The sequence below is a fragment of the Puia dinghuensis genome (assembly GCF_014642875.1).
Lineage (GTDB): Bacteria > Bacteroidota > Bacteroidia > Chitinophagales > Chitinophagaceae > Puia > Puia dinghuensis.
The window spans coordinates 1579320-1605894 of record NZ_BMJC01000001.1 but is presented as its reverse complement, the minus strand read 5'-3'; the positions used below and the strand labels follow the sequence as shown (position 1 = coordinate 1605894).

Annotated in this window: 14 protein-coding genes; 8 read left to right on the top strand and 6 right to left on the bottom strand. The window is 55.0% G+C overall.

Annotated elements, in window-relative coordinates:
* Positions 1-3 precede the first annotated feature (3 nt).
* From IEY39_RS06355 to IEY39_RS06345, 3 genes are read left to right on the top strand one after another with little or no spacing between them, the layout of a single operon-like run.
* Positions 4-1755, top strand: coding sequence for a RagB/SusD family nutrient uptake outer membrane protein (locus tag IEY39_RS06355; protein ID WP_188929599.1), 1752 nt, complete (start codon positions 4-6; stop codon positions 1753-1755).
* 3 nt (positions 1756-1758) lie between these two features.
* A complete protein-coding gene (locus IEY39_RS06350) occupies positions 1759-3255 on the top strand; it encodes a glycoside hydrolase family 32 protein (protein ID WP_188929598.1) in 1497 nt (498 codons plus the stop codon).
* The gene (locus IEY39_RS06345; protein WP_188929597.1) at positions 3252-6530 is read left to right on the top strand and encodes a VCBS repeat-containing protein; all 3279 of its coding nucleotides are present in this window, start codon (positions 3252-3254) and stop codon (positions 6528-6530) included. Before IEY39_RS06350 ends, IEY39_RS06345 begins: the two co-directional genes overlap by 4 nt.
* Here the strand turns inward: IEY39_RS06345 and IEY39_RS06340 are convergent.
* The 6 genes from IEY39_RS06340 to IEY39_RS06315 all read right to left on the bottom strand — a co-directional run bounded on the left by IEY39_RS06340 (position 6504) and on the right by IEY39_RS06315 (position 14973).
* Positions 6504-7244, bottom strand: a complete 741-nt coding sequence (locus IEY39_RS06340) for an MIP/aquaporin family protein (RefSeq protein ID WP_188929596.1) — start codon at positions 7242-7244, stop codon at positions 6504-6506. The genes IEY39_RS06345 and IEY39_RS06340 overlap by 27 nt on opposite strands.
* Before the next feature lies 1 nt (position 7245).
* The gene (locus tag IEY39_RS06335; RefSeq protein WP_188929594.1) at positions 7246-9141 is read right to left on the bottom strand and encodes a M1 family metallopeptidase; all 1896 of its coding nucleotides are present in this window, start codon (positions 9139-9141) and stop codon (positions 7246-7248) included.
* 121 nt (positions 9142-9262) lie between these two features.
* The gene (locus tag IEY39_RS06330) at positions 9263-10306 is read right to left on the bottom strand and encodes an endo-1,4-beta-xylanase (protein WP_188929592.1); all 1044 of its coding nucleotides are present in this window, start codon (positions 10304-10306) and stop codon (positions 9263-9265) included.
* Between the two features lie 7 nt (positions 10307-10313).
* Entirely contained in the window at positions 10314-13142 is a 2829-nt protein-coding gene (locus tag IEY39_RS06325) for a glycosyl hydrolase 115 family protein (protein WP_188929591.1), read from the bottom strand.
* 13 nt (positions 13143-13155) lie between these two features.
* Complete coding sequence (locus IEY39_RS06320; protein ID WP_188929589.1) at positions 13156-13932, bottom strand: SDR family NAD(P)-dependent oxidoreductase; 777 nt, start codon at positions 13930-13932, stop codon at positions 13156-13158.
* A gap of 3 nt (positions 13933-13935) precedes the next feature.
* Positions 13936-14973, bottom strand: coding sequence for a LacI family DNA-binding transcriptional regulator (locus tag IEY39_RS06315; protein ID WP_188929587.1), 1038 nt, complete (start codon positions 14971-14973; stop codon positions 13936-13938).
* A gap of 134 nt (positions 14974-15107) precedes the next feature.
* Here IEY39_RS06315 and IEY39_RS06310 point away from each other — a divergent pair, with 134 nt between their 5' ends.
* Genes IEY39_RS06310 through IEY39_RS06290 form a run of 5 tightly spaced genes read left to right on the top strand, consistent with a single transcriptional unit; the run spans position 15108 to position 26550 of the window.
* Entirely contained in the window at positions 15108-16745 is a 1638-nt protein-coding gene (locus IEY39_RS06310; protein WP_188929584.1) for a GH35 family beta-galactosidase, read from the top strand.
* A 47-nt stretch (positions 16746-16792) separates the two neighbouring features.
* A complete protein-coding gene (locus IEY39_RS06305) occupies positions 16793-19930 on the top strand; it encodes a SusC/RagA family TonB-linked outer membrane protein (RefSeq protein WP_188929582.1) in 3138 nt (1045 codons plus the stop codon).
* Between the two features lie 22 nt (positions 19931-19952).
* Positions 19953-21761: a RagB/SusD family nutrient uptake outer membrane protein gene (locus IEY39_RS06300; RefSeq protein ID WP_188929580.1), complete on the top strand. Its 1809-nt coding sequence runs from the start codon at positions 19953-19955 to the stop codon at positions 21759-21761.
* A gap of 58 nt (positions 21762-21819) precedes the next feature.
* The gene (locus tag IEY39_RS06295) at positions 21820-25098 is read left to right on the top strand and encodes a glucuronyl esterase domain-containing protein (protein WP_188929577.1); all 3279 of its coding nucleotides are present in this window, start codon (positions 21820-21822) and stop codon (positions 25096-25098) included.
* 6 nt (positions 25099-25104) lie between these two features.
* A complete protein-coding gene (locus IEY39_RS06290) occupies positions 25105-26550 on the top strand; it encodes a sialate O-acetylesterase (protein ID WP_188929575.1) in 1446 nt (481 codons plus the stop codon).
* Positions 26551-26575: the final 25 nt, after the last annotated feature.

Below are 26575 nucleotides of genomic sequence, written 5' to 3'. Positions count from 1 at the left end.
AATATGAAACAGCGGATATTGATTTTTATTATAGCAACGGTAGCGCTTAGTGGCGCCGGTTGTAAGAAATACCTGGATTATCAGCCGCAGGGCGCGTTATCGGCCAGTGGGCTTACTTCCCCGACGGCGGTAGACGGACTGGCTACGGCCGCCTATGCAGGCATTGCCAACGATTGGTGGGATGCGCCTATCACCAGCAACTGGGAATGGGGCAGCATCCGGTCGGACGATGCCTATAAAGGGGGTGGGGGCCTCAACGACCAGCAGCAGATGGATAAGTATGAGCAATTCTACCTGGTCAACTCTTCCAACAACGGCGCGGGCGACTTCGGTTTCCCCGGCGCATGGATAAGGGCCTATGGCGCCATTTCGCGGTGCAATGCCGCGCTGCGGGCCCTCAACAACCTGACGGATGCGCAATTCCCGAAGCGGACTATCCGTATCGGGGAGATGCATTTTCTGCGGGGACATATGTTCTTTCTGCTTAAGGTGCTGTTCAGGAATATTCCCTGGTTTGATGAAAATGCTACGAATGATCAGATCGTGAAGATTGCGAATACCATGTCGAACGACTCGCTCTGGCAAAAGATAGAGGGTGATTTTCAGACGGCGATAAACGATCTGCCGGTGACCCAGCCCGGCGAGCCGGGCAGGGCCAATAAGATGTCGGCAAAGGCCTACCTGGCAAAGGCCCTGCTCTATCATGCTTATACGCAGGACGGTCATTATAATGTCACGGGTGTGGATGCGGGCAAGCTCCAGCAGGTGGTGAGCCTGACCAATGATGTGATCAATTCCGGGATATACAGTCTAAACACCGATTTTGCGTATAACTTTTTGGATGGTCATGATAACGGTCCGGAATCGATCTTTGCGATTCAGTATTCCATCAATGACGGGACCGCTATCGGCGGAAGGCTTAGTATGTCTACGAGCCTGAACTATTTTGCTGGGGCGCCGCAGTATGGATGTTGCGCTTTTCATATTCCCTCACAGAATCTGGTGAATGCGTTTAAGACGGACAACAATGGGCTTCCGGAGTTTAACACGTTCAATACACTGGGCCAGGAAATGAAGGATTCCATCGACTTCCGGACCAATGGTGTCGACCCGCGGATCGATCATACTGTCGGCATTGCAGGACATCCCTTCAAGTATAGCGCGGCCGTGCCCTACGAACATTCCTGGGAGCGGGACAACGGCGACTATGGCGGCTTTGGCACGATGAAGGAATTGCAGCTGGCCACCTGCGCCTGTTTTAAGAAACTCGGGCCTTTCTATGGAACCTCGGTGAACATGGATGTCATCCGGTATGATGATGTGCTGCTGATGCAGGCGGAGGCCCAGATACAACTGGGTAATCCCATGGCTGCGCTGCCGTTGATCAACCAGATACGAGCGAGAGCCGCCAATATCAGTCCCCTTGTCAAGCGGCTTGATGGGACGAATCCTTCCAACTACCGGATCGGGCTTTACAAACCCGGGGTCAATATCACATGGGATCAGCCGACGGCCTTTCTTGCGCTGCAATGGGAGCGAAGGCTGGAATTTGCGATGGAGGGATACCGGTTCTTTGATCTTGTGCGCTGGGGGATGGCGGACAAGGTGTTGAATAATTATTTTTCGATCGAGAAGATACGACATCCTTTCCTGCTGAATGCACAGTTCACCAAGGGGGTGCATGAGTATTTCCCGATACCCCAGGAGCAGATCGTATTTACGAATGGATTGTATACACAAAATAATGGGTATTGACCTATGCATATGAAAAATGTGGTTTTACAAGTCATCCTGTTGCTCGTGCTGGCACCCCCGGCCAGCCGGGCCCAGGAGGTGCAGGCGCCGACCCCGACGCCACAATGGCGGCCGCGCTATCATTTTACGCCGGAGAAGAATTGGACCAACGATCCCAATGGTCTGCTCTATCTCGATGGGATCTATCATCTGTACAATCAGCAGAACCCGTATGAGAACAAATGGGGGCATATGAGCTGGGGGCATGCGACGAGCACCGATCTCGTTCATTGGCGGCACCTGCCTATCGCCCTGCTTGAGGACATTGGGGAGGATACGACCTGGCGGTTCTCAGGGTCCGCGGTGTGGGATAAGGATAATACCAGCGGGTTCTGTAAGAACGGCGGTTGTATTGTCGCTGTCTACACGGCTGATCAGCCTAACCTGCACAAGGAGTCGCAGTTTGTGGCATATAGTAATGATGGAGGCATGACTCTGACAGATTATACGGGGGATCCGGTGATCGATCTGCACAAGAAGGATTTTCGTGATCCCAATGTGTTTTGGTATGCGTCAGGGCGGAAGTGGATCATGGTGGTGGCGTTGCCTGCCGAGCATAAGGTGAGGTTCTATGGGTCGCCGAACCTGAAGGAGTGGAGCCTGCTGAGTGAGTTTGGGCCGGAGGGATTTGTGGGGGCGCATTGGGAATGTCCGTTTTTGATAAGGCTGCCGGTGAATGCCGGGTCGGGGCGGCAGAAATGGGTACTGGCGAATTCCGCGGGTGGCCAAGCGCGTGGGCCCTTTATGCAATATTTTGTCGGGGAGTTCGACGGTGTCACGTTTAAGAATGATAATCCGCCGGACATGGAGCTGACGCTGGATTATGGGGATTGTTTCTATGCGGCCATTCCCTGGAACGGGTTGCCTGACGACCAGAAGACCTTTATAGGGTGGATGGTGCCGGGGTCTGGAGCTACATATCCCTGGAAGGGTCAGATGTCGGTGCCGCGTGACCTGGCGCTGGTGGAGACGGGAAAAGGGCTTCGGCTGGTGCAGGCGCCTTCGAAGGTGTTTATGGAGAATCTAGTAAAGCAGAGTGGAGGGAAGCTGTTTGCCGTGAAGGAACTTGTGGTGGATAATAAAGCGATGGTGCTGGGTCGGGCGCCGCGGGGGAATGCTTATTATCTGAAGGCTATAATTGGTCTCAAGGGGGCGGCATCGGCTGGTTTCAGGCTGGCCGGGGCTGAGATTGGTTATGCTGCTTCCGCTCATGCGCTTTATCTGGACCGGGCAGGGAAACCGCGGCGGACGGTGGAACTGCCGGCGGGTGCGGATAGTGTCCAATTGGAAGTGTTTTTCGATAAGTCTTCGCTGGAAGTGTTTGTCGACGGAGGATTGTATGTTCTTTCGACCTATATTTATCCTGCGGAAGGCGCCGACGGAGTGGCGGTTTTTGCGACTGGCGGCGGCGCGGTGTTGCGGGATCTGATGATGAGGGATCTGTCAACTATTCAACAATGAAGATAGGGATAGCGGGGGTTCTGCTCTATGCGGCTGTTGCTTGTCACCGGCCGGAGCCGGCCCTGTTGACTGTCCTGCCTTCTTCACAGACTCATATCGATTTTTCCAATGACCCGGAGAAGAGGCCGGGGTTGGGTATCCTTGAATATATTTACTATTACAATGGCGGCGGGGTTGCTATCGGCGACATCAATAATGACGGTCTGCCGGACATCTATTTTACGGCCAACAGCAAGGGGCGGAATAAATTATATTTAAATAAGGGAAATTTTGTCTTCGAGGATATAACCGAGCGGGCGGGTGTTGCCGGCACGGCCGACTGGTGTACGGGAGCGACGATGGCCGATGTGAATGGTGACGGTCTGCTGGATATCTATGTCTGCGCTGTCGCCAATACGCATGGATTGAAGGGGCATAACGAGCTGTTTATTAATAATGGGGACGGAACTTTTACGGAGAGCTCCGCTTTGTATGGATTGGATTTCGCCGGGTATTCCACCCAGGCTGCCTTCTTCGACTACGACCATGATGGCGACCTGGATTGTTTCCTGCTCAACCATTCGGAGCATCCGAATCAAAATATTGTGGATACTTCTAACAGGCGTCGTTCGGATCCATATGCGGGGGGAAGGCTTTTCCGGAACGATGGCGTAAATGGCAGACCGAAGTTTACGGATGTAACGGCAGAGGCCGGTATCTACCAGAGCAGCCTTTGTTATGGATTGGGGCTTGGGGTTGGCGATCTCGATAACGATGGATGGGACGATGTCTATGTGGGGAATGATTTCCATGAGAATGATTACTATTATCACAATGAAGGGAACGGCCGTTTTGCGGAGAACGGTGCCGGGCATTTCAGGCACTATAGCCGGTATAGCATGGGCAATGATATTGCCGACTTCAATAACGATGGCCAGCCGGATATCTTCACCGCGGATATGCTTCCAGGTGAGGAAAAGACGCTGAAGAGCTATGGTAATGGCGAACATCTTGATACTTATTACCAGAAGATAACGCGCAACGGATTCCAGGACCAGTATTCCCGCAACTGTCTGCAACGGAACAATGGCAATGGGGCCAGTTTTAGCGATGTGGGGCTTATCGCGGGGGTAGGGGCAACCGACTGGAGCTGGAGCCCGTTGCTGGCGGATCTCGATAACGACGGTGATAAGGACCTCTTTGTTTCGAGCGGCATCGTGCGCCGGCCGCTCGACCTGGATTTTATCCTGTTCTACTCCAATATCCGTGATCCGCGGGAATTCGGCAGTCCAGAGGATTTTGAAAAGGCGCTTATGGATAAGATGCCGGATGGGGCGTCGCATCCCTTTTTGTTTCGGGGGAATGGCGATCTGGGGTTCCGGGATGTAAGCGCTCAATGGGGGACGGCGGATATGCGGGGATATTTTAATGGAGCGGCTTATGCCGATCTGGATAATGACGGCCGGCTCGACCTGGTGATCAATTGTCTGAATACCCCGGCGGTGGTGTTGCGAAATGAGGCCCCGAAGAAGCATTATCTATCGCTTGGGTTTAAGGGGAAGGGGATGAACACGGCTGGTATCGGCGCAAAGGCCTGGATCTTTGCAGGGGGCAAGCTACAATACCAGGAATCGATGGCTACCCGGGGGTTTCTGTCATCCTCCGACACGCGGCTGCATTTCGGGCTGGATACCCTGCGGGAGGTGGATAGCCTGCTGGTGGTCTGGCCTGATCAGAAATATCAGCTGTTGCGGCATGTACAGCCCGACCGGCAACTGGTGCTTCGCCAGGTAGATGCGGTCAGCGACTTTGCCTACCGGGACTTTTTCCCGGCTCGGAAACCGGTGATGAGGGATATCTCCGATCGCATCCATACCGGGTGGCGGCATAAGGAGGATCCCTTTATCGATTTTAAAACGCATTACCTGATCCCGCATATGGAATCGACCCGAGGACCCCGATTGGCCGTGGCCGATGTGAACAAGGACGGGTTGGATGATATTTTCGTTTGCGGGGCAAGGGGACAGCCGGGCGTGCTGCTTGTGCAGACGAAGGAGGGTAATTTTGTACCGGTGGATACGGCAGTTTTTTCGAGGAATGCGGCTTCGGAAGGTGTCGATGCCGTTTTTGTGGATGTGAACGGGGACGGCTATCCCGATCTGTATGTCGTGAGTGGTGGTAATGAATATGCGAATGGTGATCCGGCGCTTGCCGATCATTTGTATCTCAATGATGGTAAGGGGCATTTTTCGGAATCCGTTGGAGCGCTTCCTGCTATCCTGACCAACAAATCCTGTGTGGCCGTCGCGGATGTCAATGGGGATGGCAGCCCTGATCTTTTTGTGGGTGGCCTGGCTGATGCCGATCGGTATGGCTATCCTGTGTCGTCCCATTTGTTGGTCAATGATGGCCGGGGAAAATTCCGGGAGGCGGATAGGGCTGTCATCGACCTGAAAGGGATCGGGATGGTGACCTCCGGTGTCTTTGCCGATATCAACCATGACGGGTGGCCGGACCTTGTCGTTGCGGGCGAGTGGATGCCGCTGAAACTATTTATCAATCACCGGGGTGTTTATAGTGAATCGGATATCGGCGGGTCTACCGGTCTCTGGCAAAGCCTGCTGGCAACGGACGTCAACGGAGATGGGTATACGGATATCCTGGCCGGCAATTGGGGGCATAATTCGAAATTATATGCGGGCAAGGATGGTCCGCTGAAGTTATATGTAAAAGACTTCGATGGTAACGGTACGACGCAGCAGGTGATGACCTATGCCATCGGCGGCAAGGAATATCCTTTTCTTGGAAAAGACTTTCTGGAGCTGGCCCTGCCGGGGTTGAAAAAGAATCATCTTACTTATGGCGAGGTAGCGGGCGAGTCCGTTCAGTACCTGTTTGGCAATGGATTGGATGGCGCTGAGCAGTTGTCGGTGGAGACACTTGGTTCGGCCTGTTTTATCAACGATGGTAAGGGGAATTTTGTCTCCAGGGTTTTGCCGGATGAGTTGCAATTGGCGCCGGTGTTCACTTTTGCGCCTTTTCCCATGGCCGGAGGGAACGCTTATTTTGCTGCCGGTGATTTTTATGGTGTTCAACCTTTTGAGGGCCGTTATGATGCGCTGAACCCTACTGTGTTTTGGTGTGACAAGGGAGGTCGATTTGGTTTGCTGGGGCAGCTGCCAGGGATAGCCGCGGAGGCGCGGGATGCCAAATGGATCGGGATGGCGGGTGGAAAGAAAGTGCTGGTGCTTGCGGTGAATAATGGGCCTTTAGTTTTTTTGGAGCCGGCGATGTAGGAGTCGTGGCTGTACCGGATGCCATTTGAGTACGGGGAGTTGGAACAGCGCTACGGCAAGGGTGGCGCCGGCGAGAGGGGCCAGCCAGTAGAGCCAGTGGCCTGTCCAGCAATTGCTGATAACGGCGGGGCCGATGGATCTTGCGGGGTTGGTGCTGGTGCCGGATAGGGGGCCTTCCCAATAGACCATGAAGCAGTAGAGCGGGGGCATGAGGAAGGGGGTGAACCGACGTAGCCGGCGGTGACCGGTGAAGAAGAAGATGCCTGCTACGAGCATAAAAGTAGTGATCGTTTCCCCAACGAAGGCCGCGGGCCATCTTCCTGTTTCGGGCACGGTTGCGCCGTATTGGATGCTTTTGCCCTGGCGGCCCCAGAGCAGGAGGGGGATGGCGCCGGTGATGGCGCCGGAAAGCTGGGCAATGATATAACCGATGGCGTGACGGGTGAATATCCTTCGCTTTAGCAGAAAGGAGATGGTGACAATAGGGTTGATATGCGCGCCGCTGATGTGGCCGACGGGAGACAAGGTGATAAGACAGCCGGTGCAGCCGAAGAGGAAGCCGGTGAGGGCCCGGTGGGCGCCGGGGGAGGGAAGCCATTGCCAGAGAGGTGAACCTTCGCCATTGTTAAAGATGACGACGGAGAGCCCGACGAGGACGAGCAAGGCCGTACCGATGAATTCTGAGCAATAGATAGATAAGAGCTTCCGGCGCATGTTATTGTTTGACTGTCCATTTATTGTTGGAGGGGTCTGCGTCTACAAAGATGCCGTTGTTCACCTCGATAGAGTGGATCGTTTTGCCGGTTTTGGGGGGTAGGGTGATGGCGGTCTTCGATTGGTTGGTGCTCCAGACGGCGGGTGTTTGATGGAAGCGGTCGGTGCTGCTGTCGGTGTAGGTTACGACAAGGTCGAAGGGGATGGCGAAGCCGCCGATGTTGTGGATGGTGACGATCGACGCGCCGTCGGAGGTTCGTGCGATGGCGCCATCGATGGCCAGATCGAGGTAATTATTGCTGAAGAACCAGTTGGTCCAAAACCAATTCAAATTTTTGCCGGAGGCATCGTTGAAAGAATTAAAGAAGTCCCAGGGGATGGGATGTTTACCATGCCAGCGGTCCATATATGTGTGGAGGCATTTCCTGAACATTTCGTCGCCGAGCAGGTCTTTTACTGCCAGATAGGCGAGCGAGGGTTTGCCATACGCGTTGTTGGAATAGGCAGCGGGTGTCAGGGCGTCGGTTGGGGTGATGATCGGGAGGTCTTCCGTAAAGGCGGGATCATAGGTATAATAGTTGACCCGAAATTCTTTGTACATATCCTCGGCTCTTTTTTCGCCAAGGTCGGTTTTGCCGATCAGCAGCTCGAAGGTGGTGGCCCAGCCTTCGTCCATGTAGGCAAAGCGGGATTCGTTGATGCCCATATAGAAGGGGAACCAGCTATGGGCGATCTCGTGTTCGGCTACGAGGCGGGAGAAGCTGGGGTCTTCGTTGGTGTTATCGTTTACCATCATCGGGTATTCCATGTCGGCAAAGCCCTGGACGATGGTGGTCTTTGGGAAGGGATAGGATACGCCGGGCCAATGATGGGAGAGCCAGTCGAGGGCATGACGACCGAACTCGACCATCCGGTGAAAGTCTTTGGCGCTATCGTTATAAGCGGATTGTACGCTTGCCCTGCGGCCCGTGGCGTCGTCAACGACTACGCTGGAAGCGTCCCAGGCGAAGTGGTTGCTGAGGGCGCAGGTGACGTCGGTGATGTCGGTGGCTTTCCAGACCCAGGCATTTAGTGTATTGGACCGGGTCACTTTTCCCTGGGCAATTTCGCCGGGTGTTGCGATGCTTACGATGTTGTCGCTGCTGGAGGAGGCGGCCAGTTTTTTTGCATAGGCAGGGTTGAGCACCGCATCGGGGTTCTGGAGGTCGCCGGTGGCCCAGACGATATAATTGGCGGGAGCTTTTACGCGGAGGGTATAATCGTTGAAGTCGTTGTAAAACTCCTGCATGTCGTTGAATTCGGTCAGATCCCAGCCGTTGTAGTCATCATATACCGCAACGCGGGGATAGAAATAAGCCAGGAAATACGTGGTGGAGTCGATCATCCCCTCGCGGTTGCTGCGTTGGGAGATGGTGTAATGCCAGCCAATGTCGAGCCGGATGGAATCATGCGGCGTCAGCGGGGTATTGAGGCGCACCTGTTTCCAGGTACCATCCTGCGGGTTGTTGTGCCAGGTCTTTGACTTGCCGTTCTCGGCGTACGTATCGATGGCGATGCCAGGTGTGAGGTAAGCGGAATCGGCCTGTGACAAGCGGACGGCGCCCGGTTTGTGAATATTGATGGTGAGGCGGAAGACGAGGGTCTTCAGGGTGTCGGGGCTGTTGTTGAAATACGTGATGGTCTCCGAGCCCCGGACAGTTCTGTCGGGTGGGGTTGCGGTGACGGTGATGTCATAGCGGCCTTTGTTCTGCCAATAGTGGCTGCCGGGGCGGCCATCGGGCGAACGGGTGCCTTTTTTATAGGCTTCTTTTATGTCTCTGGGGATGTATAGGGACTGGCTGTAGAGGGCAATGGAGCTGAAAGCGGCGAACAGAAGGATAAGTAAGGGTCTTAACATACAAACAAATTGATTTACCTATCCGGCAATAAGAATCTATTGCCGGGGGCAAGCAGTCGTTTTTGAATGGCTGGTCAACAGACGTGACGCAAGGAATCTTCAATAAATATAGGTAAAAAAATTAAAAGTTCACCACTTCCCAAAAGGCCTTTTTAGGTTGTCCGTTAGTGTCGAATAAGAGTGGATAATTTTTCCGGCCGGGTACAGGGTAGTTGTCGAGCCAGGTGCGGCGGTCGGTGATGTTCCAGAAGGTGATTCCCCCGATAGGGGAGTGGCGGAAGATGGAGAAGATCATCTTGTATTGATCGGCCTGTTGTTGCTGCAGTAGTGGGGTGAACTCGTCGTGTTCGTCCGGGCGGCGTGGGCGGCGGTTCTTTTCCCAGGGGTAGACGGAAATGTCCAGTTCGGTGATCTGTACTTTTAAGCCGATAGCGGCGAAACGATCGATGGCGGTGCGAAGTTCACTGGCGGTGGGTTCGAAGATGGACCAATGGCCTTGCAGGCCGACGCCATTGATGGGGACGCCGGAGGCTACCAGGTGTTGGAGTAGTTTGTAGACGCGTTCTCTTTTCTCCGGCCGTTCGGTATTGTAATCATTGTAGAACAGCAGGGCGTCGGGGTCGGCGGCGTGGGCGTATTCGAAGGCTTTTGCGATGAAGTCTTCGCCGCAGATGGCGTACCAGGGGGAGTTGCGAATTAGACTCGTGCTGTCGTCGGCAACAGCTTCGTTAACTACGTCCCAAGCATATATCTTCCCTTTGTAACGGCTTACTACCGTGGTGATATGCTCTTTTAGCCGTTGGAGCAATACTTCTTTTGTTACGGGGTTACCATTGGCATCTTTGAACATCCAGGCTGGGGTCTGTTCATGCCAGCACAGGTTGTGTCCACGGACGCGGAGGTGGCGGCTGACGGCGAAGTCGACGATGGCGTCGGCGTCTTTCCAGTTGTAGCGGTTCTCTTCAGGGTGAATGGGTCCCATCTTCATCGCGTTTTCCGGCGTGAGGCTATTGAATTGTTGGAGGATGAGGGTTGTGTCGGGCCCGGTGAGATCGCGGGCGCTGACCGCGACGCCGATGGGGAAGTAATCGCGGTAATAGTCTTTTAAGCCCTGTTGAGCACGGCCGGGCAGATAGGCGAGCAATAAAAGAAGGGTATAGCGCATATGGGTTCTAGTTGTAGGTGGGTGATTCGGGTGGACCGAGATAGGATGGTTTTGCGCCGCCGGCGTCGATGACTAACTTTTGGAGTACGGGGCCGGGGTCTACGAAATAGACCTTCAGCGTGTGGATGCCCGGTCGGGTGAGGATATGTTTTGACAGGACGATGCGGATGTTGTAGGAGACCATTTTGTCCCAGGAGCCGCGGGCTTCGTTGCCGGTGCTGAGATCGATGGTCTGGGGCTGCTCGTTGTCAAAGGCAATGGCGTAATGGATCGGTTTCCGGTTGAATTCGAGGATGGGTGAGAAGTATGCCTGTACGTTGACGGCGCCGGTGTCGAAGAGATAAACCTGGTATTCGAGGTGGGGGCTGTTACCGCCGGGAGTGATTGATTTAGCGGTGACGGGGATGGCCTGTACGGCGGAGCCTGTGCGGCCGAGATCGGGGATCGTCAGCCATTGGATGGTTGGGTTGGTCACGGCCCTGGAATAATGTTCTGCTTCGATGGAGACGCAGCCGCCGGTCTCTATAAAGCCTTTGAAGGAAGCGGGGGGTGGTGGTGCGGGGTTATCCAGGATAATTTTTATTTTGACGGGTGGGCCGGAGGGACCGGTGATCTTAAGGCCGGTTAGTCCGGAGCTTTTGGGAGCTTTCTGCCAATCGATGGATACCCATATGCGTTGTTCGGTGGAGATGGTTGGGTTGGCTTTATCGATGTGTATCCAGGGCTCGCCGGTGGTGATGGTATAAGTGAAGGGATGAGCCGACCGGTTGAAGATGTCGATGAAATGGCCGGCGTTATCGTAGGGGTTGAAGGAAGGAAGGCGGGCTTCGGTTGTGGCGTTTGGCCACCAGTCTGTTGCTCCTTCTACGGCTATACCCCAGGTTGGGTCTTTTGCGGTGGCGAGGTCGATGGTGTCGGTGGCGGGCATGTTGTTGTGCCGGGGTTCCTGCCAGTAAGTGTAACCGATGTGGGTCTGGTCCATCATGTGGGGCCATTTGCCGTTGGCGACGTTGTGGTTATAGGTGTACGCCATGAGTGAATCCTTGATGAACAGGCCTTTTGCTTCTGCGGCCAGGCTGTCCGTCAGCACTCTGCCCTGGCGGGCATAAAGATGGTTGAGGGCCACGGTGTAATATAATTCGTTGAGGTTGGCGCTGGCGAAGACGGGATAGGCTACCAGTTCGAAATAGGCGTCATGGTATTCGGCGGGCAGTTGTTTACTGATGGCCGTTGCTTTTTCGGCCAGGAGCTTGTAATCGCTGACGACGGACTGCGCTTCGCGGTAGTTGAACAGGCTATAGGTGTCGGGTGAAAGGAGTTCGGGTTTGCGGCGGCCGTTGTATTTGGCGTATTTGGCGAGAATATCGGCGATGTCGGCGGCGTGGTCGGGGCCGAACTGTGCAGTGGCCCATTGAAAGGTATAATCCGCTAGTCCCTGTGCCGGGATGGCGCTTGGGTCCCAGGCATAGTCGAGAAAGAATTGGGTGGGGAATTCGAGGGGTTTGATGTCGCCGACGTTGACGATCCAGATCTTGTCGACCCCATATTCCTTTGTCAGATGCAGCTCTTCCCAGGCGCGGGGAAGGGGGTTGGTGTTGATCCATTTGTAATTACGGGGGCCGCCGACGTAATCGAAATGGTAGTAGAGGCCATAGCCCCCGGTGCGGGGTTTATCGGTGGAGATGGGGAGTTTGCGGACATTACCCCAGTTGTCGTCGCAGAGCAGCAGCGTCACATCGTCCGGCACGCGCATGCCTTTGTCGTAGTAATCCTGCACCTCTTTATAGAGTGCCCAGGACTGGGGTGTTGCGGCGGGATCTTTGCCGGTGACTTTATGAATCATGTTGCGTTGATCGGCGACGATCTTTTCCAGTAATGCGATGTTGCTACCTTCCGTCATCGGTTTGTCGCCGTCGCCTCTCATTCCAATGGTGACGATGCTTTCGTGTTGGTCCATGTGGACGATGCCTTTTTCCCAGAAGCTGTCGAGGACGGCGGCGTTGGTCGTATAGTCCCAGGGGCCGGAGCCATACCGTTTCCATTCCTGCTGGGCGCGCAGCATCGGTTCATGGTGGCTTGTGCCCATGACGATGCCGTATCGGGAGGCCAGGATGGGGTTGAGGGTGTCGTCATCGTTGAAGGCATTACCCCACATGGCCGGCCAGAGATAGTTGGCTTTGAGGCGAAGCAGGAGCTCGAAGACATGTTCGTAGAAGAGGTGGTTGAAGTTGCCGAAGGTTGTGTGTACCCAGCCGCTGAGTGCCGGGGCTTCGTCGTTGATGAAGAAACCGCGGTATTTTATTGCCGGTCCGTCGGATTCTGTAAACGTCCGTTTGCAGTAGAGTTCGTCTTTGTGCTGGGTGGGGACATCGGCCCAGTAGTACCAGGGGGAGACGCCCAGTTGCCGGGAGAGTTGGAGAACGCCGTAGGCCGTGCCCCGGCGGTCGCTGCCGGCGATGATCAGGGCTTCGCCGATGCGGGGTGTCGGGTGGCGTAGCGTCTTGCGGGTATAGGCTTCCCATTTCCCGGTTTGTTTTGCCGAGAGTGCTGCCTTTTCCAGCAGCTGCCGGATGATGGCCGAGCTGTCCCTGCTGCCGATGATGATCAGCCGGGGGATGGATACTTCCGGCAGGGTGTGCAGGAGCAGGGGTTTTGTGCCGGTGATGCGTTCGACATCCTCGCAGAACATGCTGGCGACCTTTTTGACGAGCCAATGATCCTGCGGGTCTACGTAGATCGGGGTGGCCCCTTGGGTTTGGGACACGAGGGGGAAGTCCTGCGCGGCTGTTGTCAGGACGGGTAGTGCCGACAGCAGGACGAGGAAAATTTTCTTCATATAGCAAGGTTTTTTAAAAGCCGATGGAGTTACCGCCGTCGATGGGCAGTATGACCCCGGTGACATATTTTGCCTGATCGGAGGCCAGGAAGAGGGCGGCGTCGCCGATATCGGCGGGCTCACCCAGGCGGCCGAGGGGGGTACGGGAGAAGACCTTTTGTTTTCTTTCCGCGTCACCGTTGAGCGCCTTTGAAGACATATCGGTTGCGATGAAACCCGGGGCGATGCAGTTGACAAGGATACCCAGTGGCGAAAGTTCGACCGCCATGGCCTTTGTCATTCCTTCGATGGCAGCTTTGGACGCGGTGTAGGCGATGACCTTGGGAATACCGTATTGCGATGCCATGGAGCTGATGTTGATGATATTGCCTTTGCCGCGGGGCAGCATCACCTTGACGACTTCCCGGCAGATGGTGAAAACAGAGCAGACGTTGGTATGCAGGATGCGTTGGAATTCTTCGTCTGTCACGTCGGTGAATTCTTTTTTCATGTTAATGCCGGCGTTGTTCACCAGGATATCGATGTGACCGAATTCCGCGGCGATCCTTTGGATGAGGCGCGGGATGGCGTCGAGGTCGTTGAGGTCCTGGGTGATGGGGTGGCAGAGGGAGCCCAATTGTTCTTTTGCTGCGGTTAGTTTTTCGGGGTCACGGCCTATGATGATGGTTAAGATGCCTGCCTTTACAAATGTTGTAGCAGTGGCCAGGCCGATGCCCGAGCCGCCGCCGGTGATGATTGCGATGCGTTGAGCCGTTGAAGTCGTGTTGTTAACCGTTTGTTCCTGGGACATAATTTATGAAGTTGGTTTCCTGCTTGCGGAGGACTCGCGGATAACCAGTTCTGAGCGCAAGATGATCGTATTGGTTGAACGGGTGCCGGATGCGCCGCCGAGCTGGGCGATGAGGTTGCGGGCGGCTACCTGGCCCATTTCATAGCCGGGGTAGTTGATGGTGGTAAGGTTTGGTTCGATGACGGTAGACACCGGGTCGTTGTTGAATCCTACGAAGGCGATGTCTTCCGGGATGCGGATGCCCATTTGTTTAAGGGCGATCATGCAGCCGACGGCGCAGTTGTCGTTGGCGACGAAAACGGCATCGGGGAGGGGAGACATCTGGCGGATGCGCGCGGCAGCGTCGGCGCCGGCTTCCTGGCTGAGGTTGCCTACGATGACATAGTCTTCACGGAAGCGGATGTGCTGGTCGGCGAGGGCCTGTTTGTATCCCTGGAGGCGATCGATATAGACATTTCGTTTTTGCGTGGCGGTGATGTGGACGATGCGGCGGCGACCCTGGCTGATGAGGTGGGTCGTGGCTTCGTAGGCTGCTTTCAAATTGTTGATCAGCACGCAGGTGGAGTCCCGGTGGTCGGCGGTACGGTCGAAGAAGATGAGGGGGATCTTCTTTTTTGTAAAGGGTTCGAAATGGGCGAGGGAATCGGTGTCGTAGGCGAGGGAGACCAGCAGGCCGTCAACGCGGTTATTAAATAAGGTAGTGGCGTTGGCCTTTTCCTTCTCCACCGACTCGGACGACTGGCTGATGATGAGCGTATATCCTTCGCTGGTGGCGACGTTCTCCATGCCGGCGATGACCGAAGACATAAAATAACTGTTGATGCGGGGGATGATGACGCCGAGAGTATTGGTCTTTTGGGTGCGCAGGTTGCGGGCAAAGTTATTCGACCGGTAGCCCATTTCCTGGGCGAGATCGGCTATTTTCTTCTTTGTTTTCTTACTGACTACCGGGTCGTCCGCCAATGCACGGCTTACCGTGGCAATGGAGATATTGAGCTTACGGGCAAGATCGTATATGGTTACTTCTTTCTCTCTACTCATACAATCGTTTACATGAAGTTTACAGGGATAAATGTACATTTTTTTTTCAAAAAAATTGTAATCGGTTACATTTTTCAAAAAACTTCCTATCTTAGTGGGCGCAAGGACGCACCATTTTTTAAAAACGATTGCTTATGAGGCTTTACTCAAAACATTCTTCCCTATTATTATTAAGCCTGGTCGGTTGTGGCTATGTGTGGGGACAAAGTGGGGCGTCCGCCATCAGGATCGGGAAGAAGGATGGTGTTGCGCAACTGACGATCGACCAACAGCCCTTTTTGATACTTGGCGGCGAACTGGGTAATTCCAGCGCTTCCAATATGGACTATCTGAGACCTTACCTACCGCACATCCGGGAGATGAATTTGAATACGGTGATCGCGCCGGTGTATTGGGAGTTGCTGGAGCCGGAGGAAAACCGGTTTGATTTCACGCTTGTCGACAGCCTGATCGAGTCGGCCAGGCGGTATGATCTGAAGCTGGTGCTGTTGTGGTTTGGAACCTGGAAGAACAGCATGAGCTGTTATGTCCCGATTTGGATGAAGACCGACTCCAAACGGTTTCCCCGGACTTTCGACAGCAGCGGCAGAAGCCAGGAGATATTGTCCGTATTTGGTAGTGAGACGCTCGAGGCTGATAAAAAGGCTTTTGTAACGTTGCTCAGACATATTCGGGAAAATGATGCATCGAAAAAAACGGTGATCATGGTGCAGGTGGAAAACGAAATAGGGATGCTTTCGACGGCGAGGGAGGTTTCGGATAAGGCCAATGCCCTTTATAAGGCGAGGATCCCCGAAGAGCTTGCGCATTATTTGCAGCAAAACGACCAACGCCTGGTACCCGAGTTAAGAAAGCGATGGGAGGAGAATGGGCGGAGAGTCGATGGGGCCTGGGAGGATGTATTTGGAAGGGGGTTGGCAACCGACGAGATCTTTCAGGCCTGGTATTATGGTAAGTATGTGAATGCTGTTGCTCTGGCGGGAAAAAAGGAATATAACCTCCCTATGTATGTCAATGCGGCCCTTCCTCGTCCGGGGGTGTTGCCGGGGAGGTATCCCAGTGCCGGTCCGTTGCCACACCTATTGAACATCTGGCAGGCTGCTGCGCCCGCCATAGACATTTTATCCCCGGATTTTTACAACCCGGATACCCGCTATTGGTGCGACTTGTATCTAAGAAATGAGAACCCTTTGTTCATCCCGGAAATGCGGTTTGACAAAACGGTGGCGGCGAAAGTATTCTTTGTCGTCGGCCACTACAACGCCCTGGGGTTCTCGCCGTTTTCCATAGAGTCCGAATCGGATGCTTCGGCGCCGTTAGCAAGGAGTTACGCTGTTCTGCAACAGCTTTCGCCCATCATCACTGGTCGAACCTATCTCGGGATGGACGGGTTTTTATTTGATAAAAAAGACCGGGCCGACACTATCCGGATGGGCCATTACCGGATAGCTCTGTCGCACTATAATGTGCTGCCCTGGGCACATGAGAGTCGGGATTCGGTGTGGAGCACCACCGGCGGTTTGATCATTCAAACCGGGGCGGACGAGTTCCTAGTTGCGGGAACCGGGTTCGTAGCGACGTTTAGTAATACCGATACTGCCTTGGTGACGAACATAGCGAGTAGCGACGAGGTAAGCTATATAGATGGAAAGGAGGTATTGGGGCGACGGATGAATGGGGACCAGGATCATCAAGGAAGGCATATTCGATTTTCTACAGATGAATGGGGTATTCAACGAGTGCGGCTATATAATAGCCCTGCTGTCAAATGATATAATAATATAGTAACCAAAACAATCATTTTTTAAACCTTTCAAGTATGAGAGCTGCCATATGTATTCTAGCGATCTTGCTATTTGCCCTATCCGCCGGGGCGCAGAATACCCTCCATATCAAGGGGCGTGTTTTGAACAAGAACGGCCAGCCTGTTCCCAATGCTACGGTGCAGGTGAAGGGGGCCAAGGAGGCGGTTACCACAGACGAAAGCGGGAATTTTGACATCAGTGCGCCTTCCAATGGCACGCTGGTGATCACTTCTGTCGGGTACACGGCTGTCAATATCCGTGTTGGGGGCCGGACATCGGTCGATGTTGCCCTGGAGGTGTCATCCAATTCCCTTGACCAGGTGATCGTCGTGGGTTATGGGACGCAAAAGAAACGGGATATCACCGGCTCGGTGGCATCCGTGACGAGCACTACGCTGAAAGAAGTGCCGTCGCCCAACCTGATCGATCAGTTGAAAGGGCGGACGGCCGGTGTCGACATCGTGAGCAACAGTACGGCGCCGGGCGCCAGCGGACAGATCAGGATCAGGGGGAACAGGACGCTCGTCGGTGCAAGTACGACTGCGGCAAGCCAGAGCGATGTGTTGGATGGACCGCTGCTGGTGGTGGATGGCATCCCATATGGCGGCAGTATCAACGATATCGATCCGAATGATATTACCGGGGTGGAGGTGCTTAAGGATGCTTCGGCGACGGCCATTTTCGGATCGCGGGGTGCGGGCGGCGTCATCCTCATTAGCACCAGAAGGGGGAGGGTAGGAAAGGCTGTATTAAGCTATGATGGTTATTACGGCATTTCGGATGCAATGGGCAAGTACAAAGTGTATAACGGACAGCAATACGCTCAATTCAAGGCCGATGCTGCTACGTATAACCGGACTGCGCCGGGCACCACTTCCTATCCGCTGACGGCTGCCGAGCAGTCAGCGCTTGCGGCGGGCGTGAGCACCGACTGGCAGAAACTGATCTATCAACAGGGATTTACGACCAACCACCAGATAGGCGTTTCCGGCGGCACCGAAGGGACGCAATACAGCCTTAGCGGAGGGTACTACAATACTACCGGCATCGTCCCTTACCAGAAGTTCGAGCGGTATGCCATTCGGACCACCATCGATCACCAGGTGAGTTCGCGGATAAAGATCGGGCTCAATTCTATCAATTCGCTGGAATACACCAACAACCCGGCCGGCGATGTTTCGGGCGGGCTGGTGCGGCTGACGCCGCTGGCTTCCCCATATAATACCGATGGAACGGTGAACCTGAACCCGGCCGTGGGCTCGATCGATGCGGCCATTGTGAGCCCGCTGACGCTGAAGACGCGGCATGACGCCATCTTATCCCGCGACCGGCGGATCACTACTTTCAACAGCCTTTATGGGGAGGTAAAAATCATCGAGGGATTGCGATACCGGCTGAATGTGGGGTTGAGCTTCCGGCAGGATAATTATAATTCTTATAACGGTCCGAATGTGTGGACGAACCAGGCGACGGTGCAGTCCTCGTCCAATGCGGCCGTCAGAAATGGCGAAGCATATAACTATAATATCCAAAACCTGCTGTACTATGATAAGGTGATCGCCGACAAACATAAGATCGGGTTGACTGGATTATTCGAGGTGACAAAGGACCATGGTGAGCAAAGCGCCTTCACGGTGACGGGTGTACCGGCGGATTATATTTTGAATTCCAATTTAGGACTGGCGACGGGGACGATCGTTGCCGACGCGAATAATACTTACTTTACAGAAAGCGGCCTGGTCTCCTATATGGGACGGGCCAATTACGGCTATGATAACCGTTATCTCCTTACGGCAACGGTGAGGGTGGATGGGTCTTCTACGCTGTCGCCGGGGCATCAGTATTTTACCTATCCTGCGGTGGCGGCGGGCTGGAATATTTCCAATGAAAGCTTCATGAAGGGAGTGGGCTTTATTTCCAATCTTAAATTGAGAGGCGGCTGGGGGATCAGCGGCAACCGGAATGTCAGTCCATATGCTACCCTGGGTCTGTTGAGCGCCAGCACGTATAATTTCGGAACGAGTACCCAAGGCCAGCAGCCAGCCTATCTTGTGACCTCGCTGGCGAATCAAAGTCTAAATTGGCAATCGACGTCGCAGACTGATGTCGGGATCGATTTCGGGGTGTTGGGCAACCGGCTTTCGGGATCTGTCGATGTGTATGACCAGCAAACGAAGAACATCCTGCTGACGGTGAACCTGCCAGCCAGCAATGGCGCCGGAAGCACCCTAGAGAATCTTGGCAAGACCAGCGGCAAGGGGATCGAGATCAACCTCAGCAGCATTAATGTGCAGACCAGGGACGGGTTTACGTGGAGTACCGATGTTAACTTCTATTTCAACCGGGAGAAGATCGTACAGCTGACGACGCCTCAGCAACAATTCGATAAAGGAAATGGCTGGTTTGTGGGCCAGCCGCTGACGGTGATCTATGATGTCAAGAAGATCGGTATCTGGCAGACATCGGATTCCGCCAAGGGCCTTATCGCCCAACAGACCTCGCCGGTGCAATATCCGGGGCAGATCAGGGTGCAGGACCTGGATGGCAACGGGAAGATCGATGCCAATGACCGGCAGATACTGGGCAATTTCCAGCCAAAGTGGGAAGGCGGTATCACCAACCGGTTTAGCTATAAGGGCTTTGACCTTTCGGTGGTGATCTTTGCCAGGATGGGGATGAAGGTGCTGGTGCCTTATCTGACGGCAGATGGCGGCAACCAGGGATTTGCCTTCTTCAACCAGGGCCGGGTTAACCAGATAAAGACCAATTATTGGACGCGGAACAATCCCACCAACGATTTTCCTGCGCCCGATGCGGGTACGGACAGGCTGTTCTTTGGGTCGACGCTGGGTTACCAGGACGGGTCGTTTATCAAGATGCGGAGCATCAACCTGGGTTATGATGTTCCTTCGGCGGTGTTGAAGAAGGCTGGTATCCTTTCGCTGAGGGTATATGTCAATGCCACCAATCCATTGATCCTTTATTCGCCGCTGGTGTCGAAAGGATTAGGTGTCGATCCGGAAGGCAACGGCTATGGTGGAGCCGTTTCCGCGGCAGGGGCCGATGTAGGGGTGCCGACGCGGCAGATAAGTGTGAACCTGAACAATCCGCCGGCGCGGCAATGGCTCATCGGTGTCAATGCAAGATTTTAAACCTCCACAATTTTAACTCGTTATGAAAATCTATAATAAAATTATCTGTAGTGTGCTGGTTGCGGTTGCCCTGCTTGACAGCGGGTGTAAGAAATTACTGGAAGAACATCCCGAGGCCAGCATCGTGCCTTCTTTCTTTAACAGTCCGGCGGGGGTGCTGGGCGGCATCAGCGGGGTATATAACGATATCCGCAGCTCGTACGGAACGGAGGGTTTTACTACCACGATGGTAGCGGGGACGGATGAGCATCTGGCCGGCGCCAGCGCCAGCGGGCTGGTATTTCATAATTACAATGGATTGAACGGTACTTCGACCAGTGGCGGTTTTGGGCCCTATACGGATATCAATACGCTGAATGGGGTATTGCAGTATGGCCAGGCCCTGACGATGGATTCCACGCTGAAAAAACAATACCTGGCCCAGGCGCATTTCCTCCGGGCTTTCTGGTATTTCCTGCTGGTGCAGCAATATGGCGATATCCCGTTGCATACGACTTTTATTACTACTCCTTCGCAGGCTGATTCCCGTGCATCGACAGCGGATATCTATGCGCTGATCATCCAGGACCTGACGCAGGCCTCGACAGACCTGCCCAACACGCCGACGGCGCCTTTTCTCGGGAAGGCGGCTACCAAGCCGGTGGCGCTTTACCTGCTTGCAAAGGCTTATCTGACGAGAGGGTGGCTGAACAATACGCAGGCGGATTTTCAGCAGGCCTATACCATCTGTCAAACGATCATCGCTAACCAGGCTACGTACGGGCTCGCTCTCTGGCAGGATTATGGCGATGCTTTTAACCCGGCCAATGACTATGGGAAGGAAACGATGTTTGTAAGCGATCATGACAATGACCCGAAGTACGGGCAATATACGGTTGGTGGTGCGGCTTCCGGTGGTGCGGCGCAGAACCTTACGCCCTGGTTCTATATCTGGAACTATCCTTCCAACAGCGGTATCAATTCCTATCTGAGTGGGAGCGGTGCGCTTGTCAACTCCGGAAGCTCGGGGATGGTGCGGGATGCCGCCAATGGCCGGCCTTATGTCCGGATCAGGCCCAATACGGGTAAAGGACCGACTACGGGCAAGCGTTATATCCTGGACCAGGCATTTGCCGACAGGGTCAACGATTCGCGGTATGATAATACTTTCCAGAGCGTCTGGATCTCCAATGTGGCTGTGTCCAACAGCGCTACGGCTGCGCATAATACACGGGGCATCTCCTATTCGATGACGGCCGGTGTGGATACGGCGGTATGGATACCGTCTTATGAGGTAGCGGGGGCGCCCCAGTTCAACAATTCGACGCCGTTTAAAGGCATCATTATTCCGCCGCATCTTTGGACGAATTCCTATTTCCCTTCGGTGAAGAAATTCATGGATCCCAGCAGGGGCTCGAATTTCAATGATCCGTCGACGCGGCCGGTGGTGATCTACCGGTACTCCGATGTTTATCTTATCGGGGCTGAGGCTGCCTTTGCCGCTGGAGATCCGACGGACGCCGCCGCTTTGATCAATGTGATAAGGCAACGGGCGGCTTTCCGGAAAACGAATACGGCGGCGCAGAATGCTGCTGCGGTGGCGGCCAATACGATTACGTCTTCGCAGGTGACGCTTGATTTTATCCTTGACGAGCGTAGTCGGGAGTTTTATGGGGAATGGCAGCGGTGGCTCGACCTGGTGCGGACGCGGAGTCTTATCAACCGGGTCAAGGCCTGGAATCCCGAGGCGGCGCCTTATATCCAAAATTTTGATATGTTGCGGCCAATTCCGCAGGATGAGATAGATAGGGTGGTGCAGGGACCGGCTTTCCCGCAGAATCCGGGCTATTGAATTCGCGGGGCTATTAGGGGCGGGAGATCGATGTATAAAAGAACGAACTATGTTTGATATGCGTAGGGTCAATTGGCTTGTTGTGGCGCTGCTGTTGCTTGTGCAGGCGGGGTGGACGCAGGTGCGGCTACCGCAGTTGATCGGTGACGGGATGGTGTTGCAGCGCGACCGGCCCGTAGAGGTTTGGGGCTGGGCTGCGCCGGGAGAAAGAGTGCGGGTGCGTTTTGATGGGGAGACCCGATCGGCGGTGACCGATGCGGCGGGCGCATGGTCGGTGAGGCTGGCGGCGAAGAAGGCCGGTGGTCCTTATACGATGGAGATCCTCGGCAGCAATCGGATTTTGGTGAAAGACGTGCTGGTGGGCGATGTATGGTTTTGTTCGGGGCAGTCCAACATGGTGATCCCGATGGAGCGGGTGAAGGAGAAGTATCCGGAAGCTATTGCCGGGGCGGATCTCCCGCAAATCCGGAATTTTTTTGTGCCTACCGTGGCGGATGTTGCCGGGGTGCATGCAGACCTGCCGGCGTCCAAATGGATGGAGGCGAATCCTGTCAATGTGTTGGCCTTTGGGGCGGCTTCGTACTTTTTTGCAAGACAGTTGTATCAACGCTATCATGTTCCGATAGGGATCATCAATTCGAGTGTGGGGGGGACGCCGATACAGGCATGGATCAGTGCGGAGGGGTTTCATGATCTGCCGGCTTACGCGGGGAGGTTGGCGCAGTTTAGGGATACCGGGTGGCTTAACCGGCAGCTGCATCCGATGCGACCGGGCAATTTTGGTGGTGCGGCGTTGCCGGGCAGTGCCGGTGGTTCGGCGGCGAGCGGCAGGGATGGTTCGATGCCCCATCATGTCGACCTGGGATTGGCGGGGCCTGTCAAGTGGTATGACGTGCAATATGTTCCCGAAGGCTGGCACTCCTTCTGGCTGCCTGGTTATTGGGCGGACCAGGGGGTGAAAGGGCTGAATGGCATCGTATGGTTTCGCAGGGAGATCGATGTTCCGGCGTCGATGGCAGGCAAGGCGGCCAAGTTGTTTGTCGGCCGGATTATCGATGCCGATGAAACCTATCTCAATGGGGTCAAGGTGGGGAATATCACCTACCAATACCCGCCCCGCCGTTATGAGATACCGGCAGGGCTGTTAAAGGCCGGGAAGAATGTCCTGGTCGTAAGGGTTACCAATACGTTTGGGAAGGGTGGTTTTGTGCCGGATAAACGATATGAGCTGACGGACGGGGCTACGCATATTGATATACGTGGGGACTGGCAATATAAGGTGGGAGCCGTTTTTCCGCCGAGGAGCTTTGGTGGCGGAGCGCGGCCGTTTTCTGCACAGGATGAGCCTACAGGGCTTTACAATACGATGGTGGCTGCGGCGACGTCCTATGCCATCAAAGGATTTCTCTGGTACCAGGGCGAGGCCAATACTGGCAATCCGCGGGAATACCGTCAGCTGCTGCCGGCCCTGATCGCGGACTGGCGTAACAAATGGCGTCTGGGAGACCTGCCCTTCCTATATGTCCAGCTGCCCAACTTTATGGAGGTGCAGTACTCGCCAGCGGAGAGCCAGTGGGCCGAATTGCGGGAAGCGCAGCTCGATGCCCTGGGCGTCGTCAATACCGCCATGGTGGTGACCATCGACATCGGTGAATGGAATGATATTCATCCGCTGGATAAGAAAGATGTTGGGGACAGGCTGGCGCTGGCTGCTGAGAATATTGCCTATGGGGAGAAGGGGGTGGTTGGTTCCGGTGCTGTTTACCAATCGGCGAAGGTGGGGGGTGACAGTATCGTTATCTCCTTTACGAGTGTGGGTGGCGGCCTGGTGGCTAAAGGTGGCGGGCCGTTGCAGCAATTTGCCATTGCCGGCGCCGACAGGAAGTTTGTATGGGCGAAGGCGCGGATAGAAGGCTCCACCGTGGTCGTTTCGAGCGATGAAATTCCGCATCCGTGGTTTGTGCGGTATGCCTGGTCTGACAATCCGGAAGGCGCTAATTTATATAACAAGGAAGGTTTGCCGGCGTCCCCGTTTCGGACGGACCGGGACGACGGGAAATACCCGCTACCTGTCACTTTCACCGCACAGGAAGATCATGACAACATGATGCAGCAGCTGGGCATCAGGGTTCTGCGGCCAGGGCCCAGCGGTGACGAAAAAGCTCCCGATCATGCCAATTACGATGAGGCGCTGGCCAATCCTTATCCCGATCTTCCCGATGTCCTTACGTTGAAGGATGGCAGCCCGGTGACTACACCTGACCAGTGGTGGAAGCTTCGCCGGCCTGAGATCGTTGCAGCCTTCGAAACGGAGGTGTATGGACGCGTGCCTGCGAATGAGCCTCGTGTAACCTGGACCGTGGCTGTCGAAAGGCGGGACTCGGTGGGAGGGATGCCTGTTGTTACCAAACAGCTGGTAGGGCATGTTGATAATTCAGCCTATCCGCTGATCGATGTCGACATCAAGGCGACCCTTGTGCTGCCAGCCAATGCGAAGGTTCCGTCGCCGGTGCTCATGCTATTTGGGCGTTTCGCGCTGCCTGCCACGACGCAGCAGCTGATTGCCGACGGGTGGGGTTATCTGCAGATCGACCCCAACAGTATACAGGCGGACAATGGCGCAGGGCTTACCAGGGGTATCATCGGGCTTGTGAACAAGGGGCAGCCGCGGAAGCCGGATGACTGGGGTGCGCTGCGCGCCTGGGCCTGGGGGGCAGCGAGGGCCCTCGATTACCTGGAAGCGAACGAGCCCATGGCAGACAGCAAACATGTAGGAATAGAAGGCGTCTCCCGGTATGGGAAGGCCGCGCTGGTGACGCTGGCCTTCGAGTCCCGCTTTGCGATGGGGCTTATCGGGTCTTCGGGTGAAGGCGGGGCCAAACTGAACCGGCGAAATTGGGGGGAGTCCGTAGAAAATATTACAGGTGGTGAATTTTATTGGATGGCAGGGAATTTTATGAAATACGGGGCCTCCGATGCCGTCTTTGGAGCAAAGACCGCCAAGGACCTGCCGGTAGATGCCCATGAGCTGATCGCGTTGTGCGCCCCGCGCCTCACCTTTATCAGTTATGGCGTTCCTGAGAAGGGGGATGCCAAGTGGCTCGACCACCAGGGGAGCTATATGGCGACGGTGGCGGCGGGGGTTGTTTTCAAATTGCTCGGGGCGAAGGACCTGGGGGTATCGAATGATTATAAAGCCGAAAAAATGCCGCCGGTGAACACCGGGCTGCTGGACGGGCAGCTTGCCTGGAGGCAGCATGATGGGGGGCACACGGATGCTCCGAATGTAAAATACTTTATCGAGTGGGTGGATAAGAATATATTGCATGCCAAATAATCTTGCATGAACAGTAAAAAAGTGAGGCTGTTTTTTGGGATGCTTTTGTTTGGCGTTGGGGCGTTTGCCCAGATACGGGTACCCCGGATGGTGAGCGATGGGATGGTGTTGCAACGGGATATGCCGATACGCGTCTGGGGTTTTGCATCGCCGGGGGAGAAGGTGACGGTGAAGTTTGGTGGGGAGACGGTGAGCGGTGTCACGGATGACAATGGGAAGTGGGCGGTGCAGTTGTCGCCGAAAAAGGCGGGTGGTCCGTTCAATATGGATATCGACGGCATCAATCATGTCTGGATAAAGAATATTATGATAGGGGAAGTATGGGTCCTTTCGGGGCAGATGGGGATGGCGATGCCGATGTCGGTCGTGAAAGACAAGTATGCTGATGTTATTGCCCATGCGGGTGATGTGCCGATCCGTCAATTCCAGGTGACCTTACGATATGATTTCAAGACCCCGCGGGAGAATGCGCCGCCGGGCTGCCGCTGGGAAGCGGCCACTCCTACGTCGGTGCTGTCTTTTTCGGCGCTGGGTTATGTCTTTGCCCGGCAGTTGTACGAGCACTATCGGGTTCCGATAGGGTTGATCAATGTCTGCGCCCCTGAGGCGCCGGCCGAGGCCTGGCTCAGCAAGGATGCTCTGAAGGTCTTCCCCGACTATGCGGCTGCTGCCACCCGTTATACCGACAGTGTATTCAAGGATGGGACGGGGCCTGCCGACCCGATGGCGCCCGGTGGATTGTTCAACGGCATGATCGCGCCGGTATGCACCCATACCGTAAGGGGGATCATTTTGTTCCAGGGGGAGGCGAATCTGGCAAAGGCGCCGGAATATACGGCTTTGCTGCCCCTGTTGATCAATGACTGGCGGCGGCACTGGAATGAGGGGGACTTGCCCTTTTTGTACGTGCAGTTGCCTGCTCATGGCCCGGTGAAGGAGACACCCGGGGAAAGCAAGTGGGCCGAACTGCGGGAGGCGCAGCGGATGGCGTTGACCCTGCCGCAAACGGGGATGGCCGTGGCTACCGATATTGGTGACGCCGATGATGTCCCGGGGCAGAACAGGGAAGAGTTGAGTCAGCGGTTGCTGCTGGCGGCGGAGAGCATCGCGTATGGGAAAAAGAATTTTATCTCATCCGGTCCTTTATACCATTCCATGCGGGTGCATGGGGACAGGGTTCATATCAATTTTACGGAGGAGAATACGGGGCTTATTGTCAAGGGTGGGGGTGAGCTCAAAGGGTTTACGGTTGCGGGGGATGATGGGCATTTTGTCCCGGCAAAGGCTACTATCGAAGGGAAGGTCGTTATTGTGACGAGTGAGCTCGTTCCGCATCCGGTGAGTGTGCGGTATGCGTGGGCGGATAATCCGGCCGGTGCTAATTTGTATAATAGAGATATTTTGTTCAAGGATGGGCTGCCGGCTCCGGCTTTCACTGGCCGCGTGAAATAATAAAGGCTGGGGCGCGCAGCGCCCC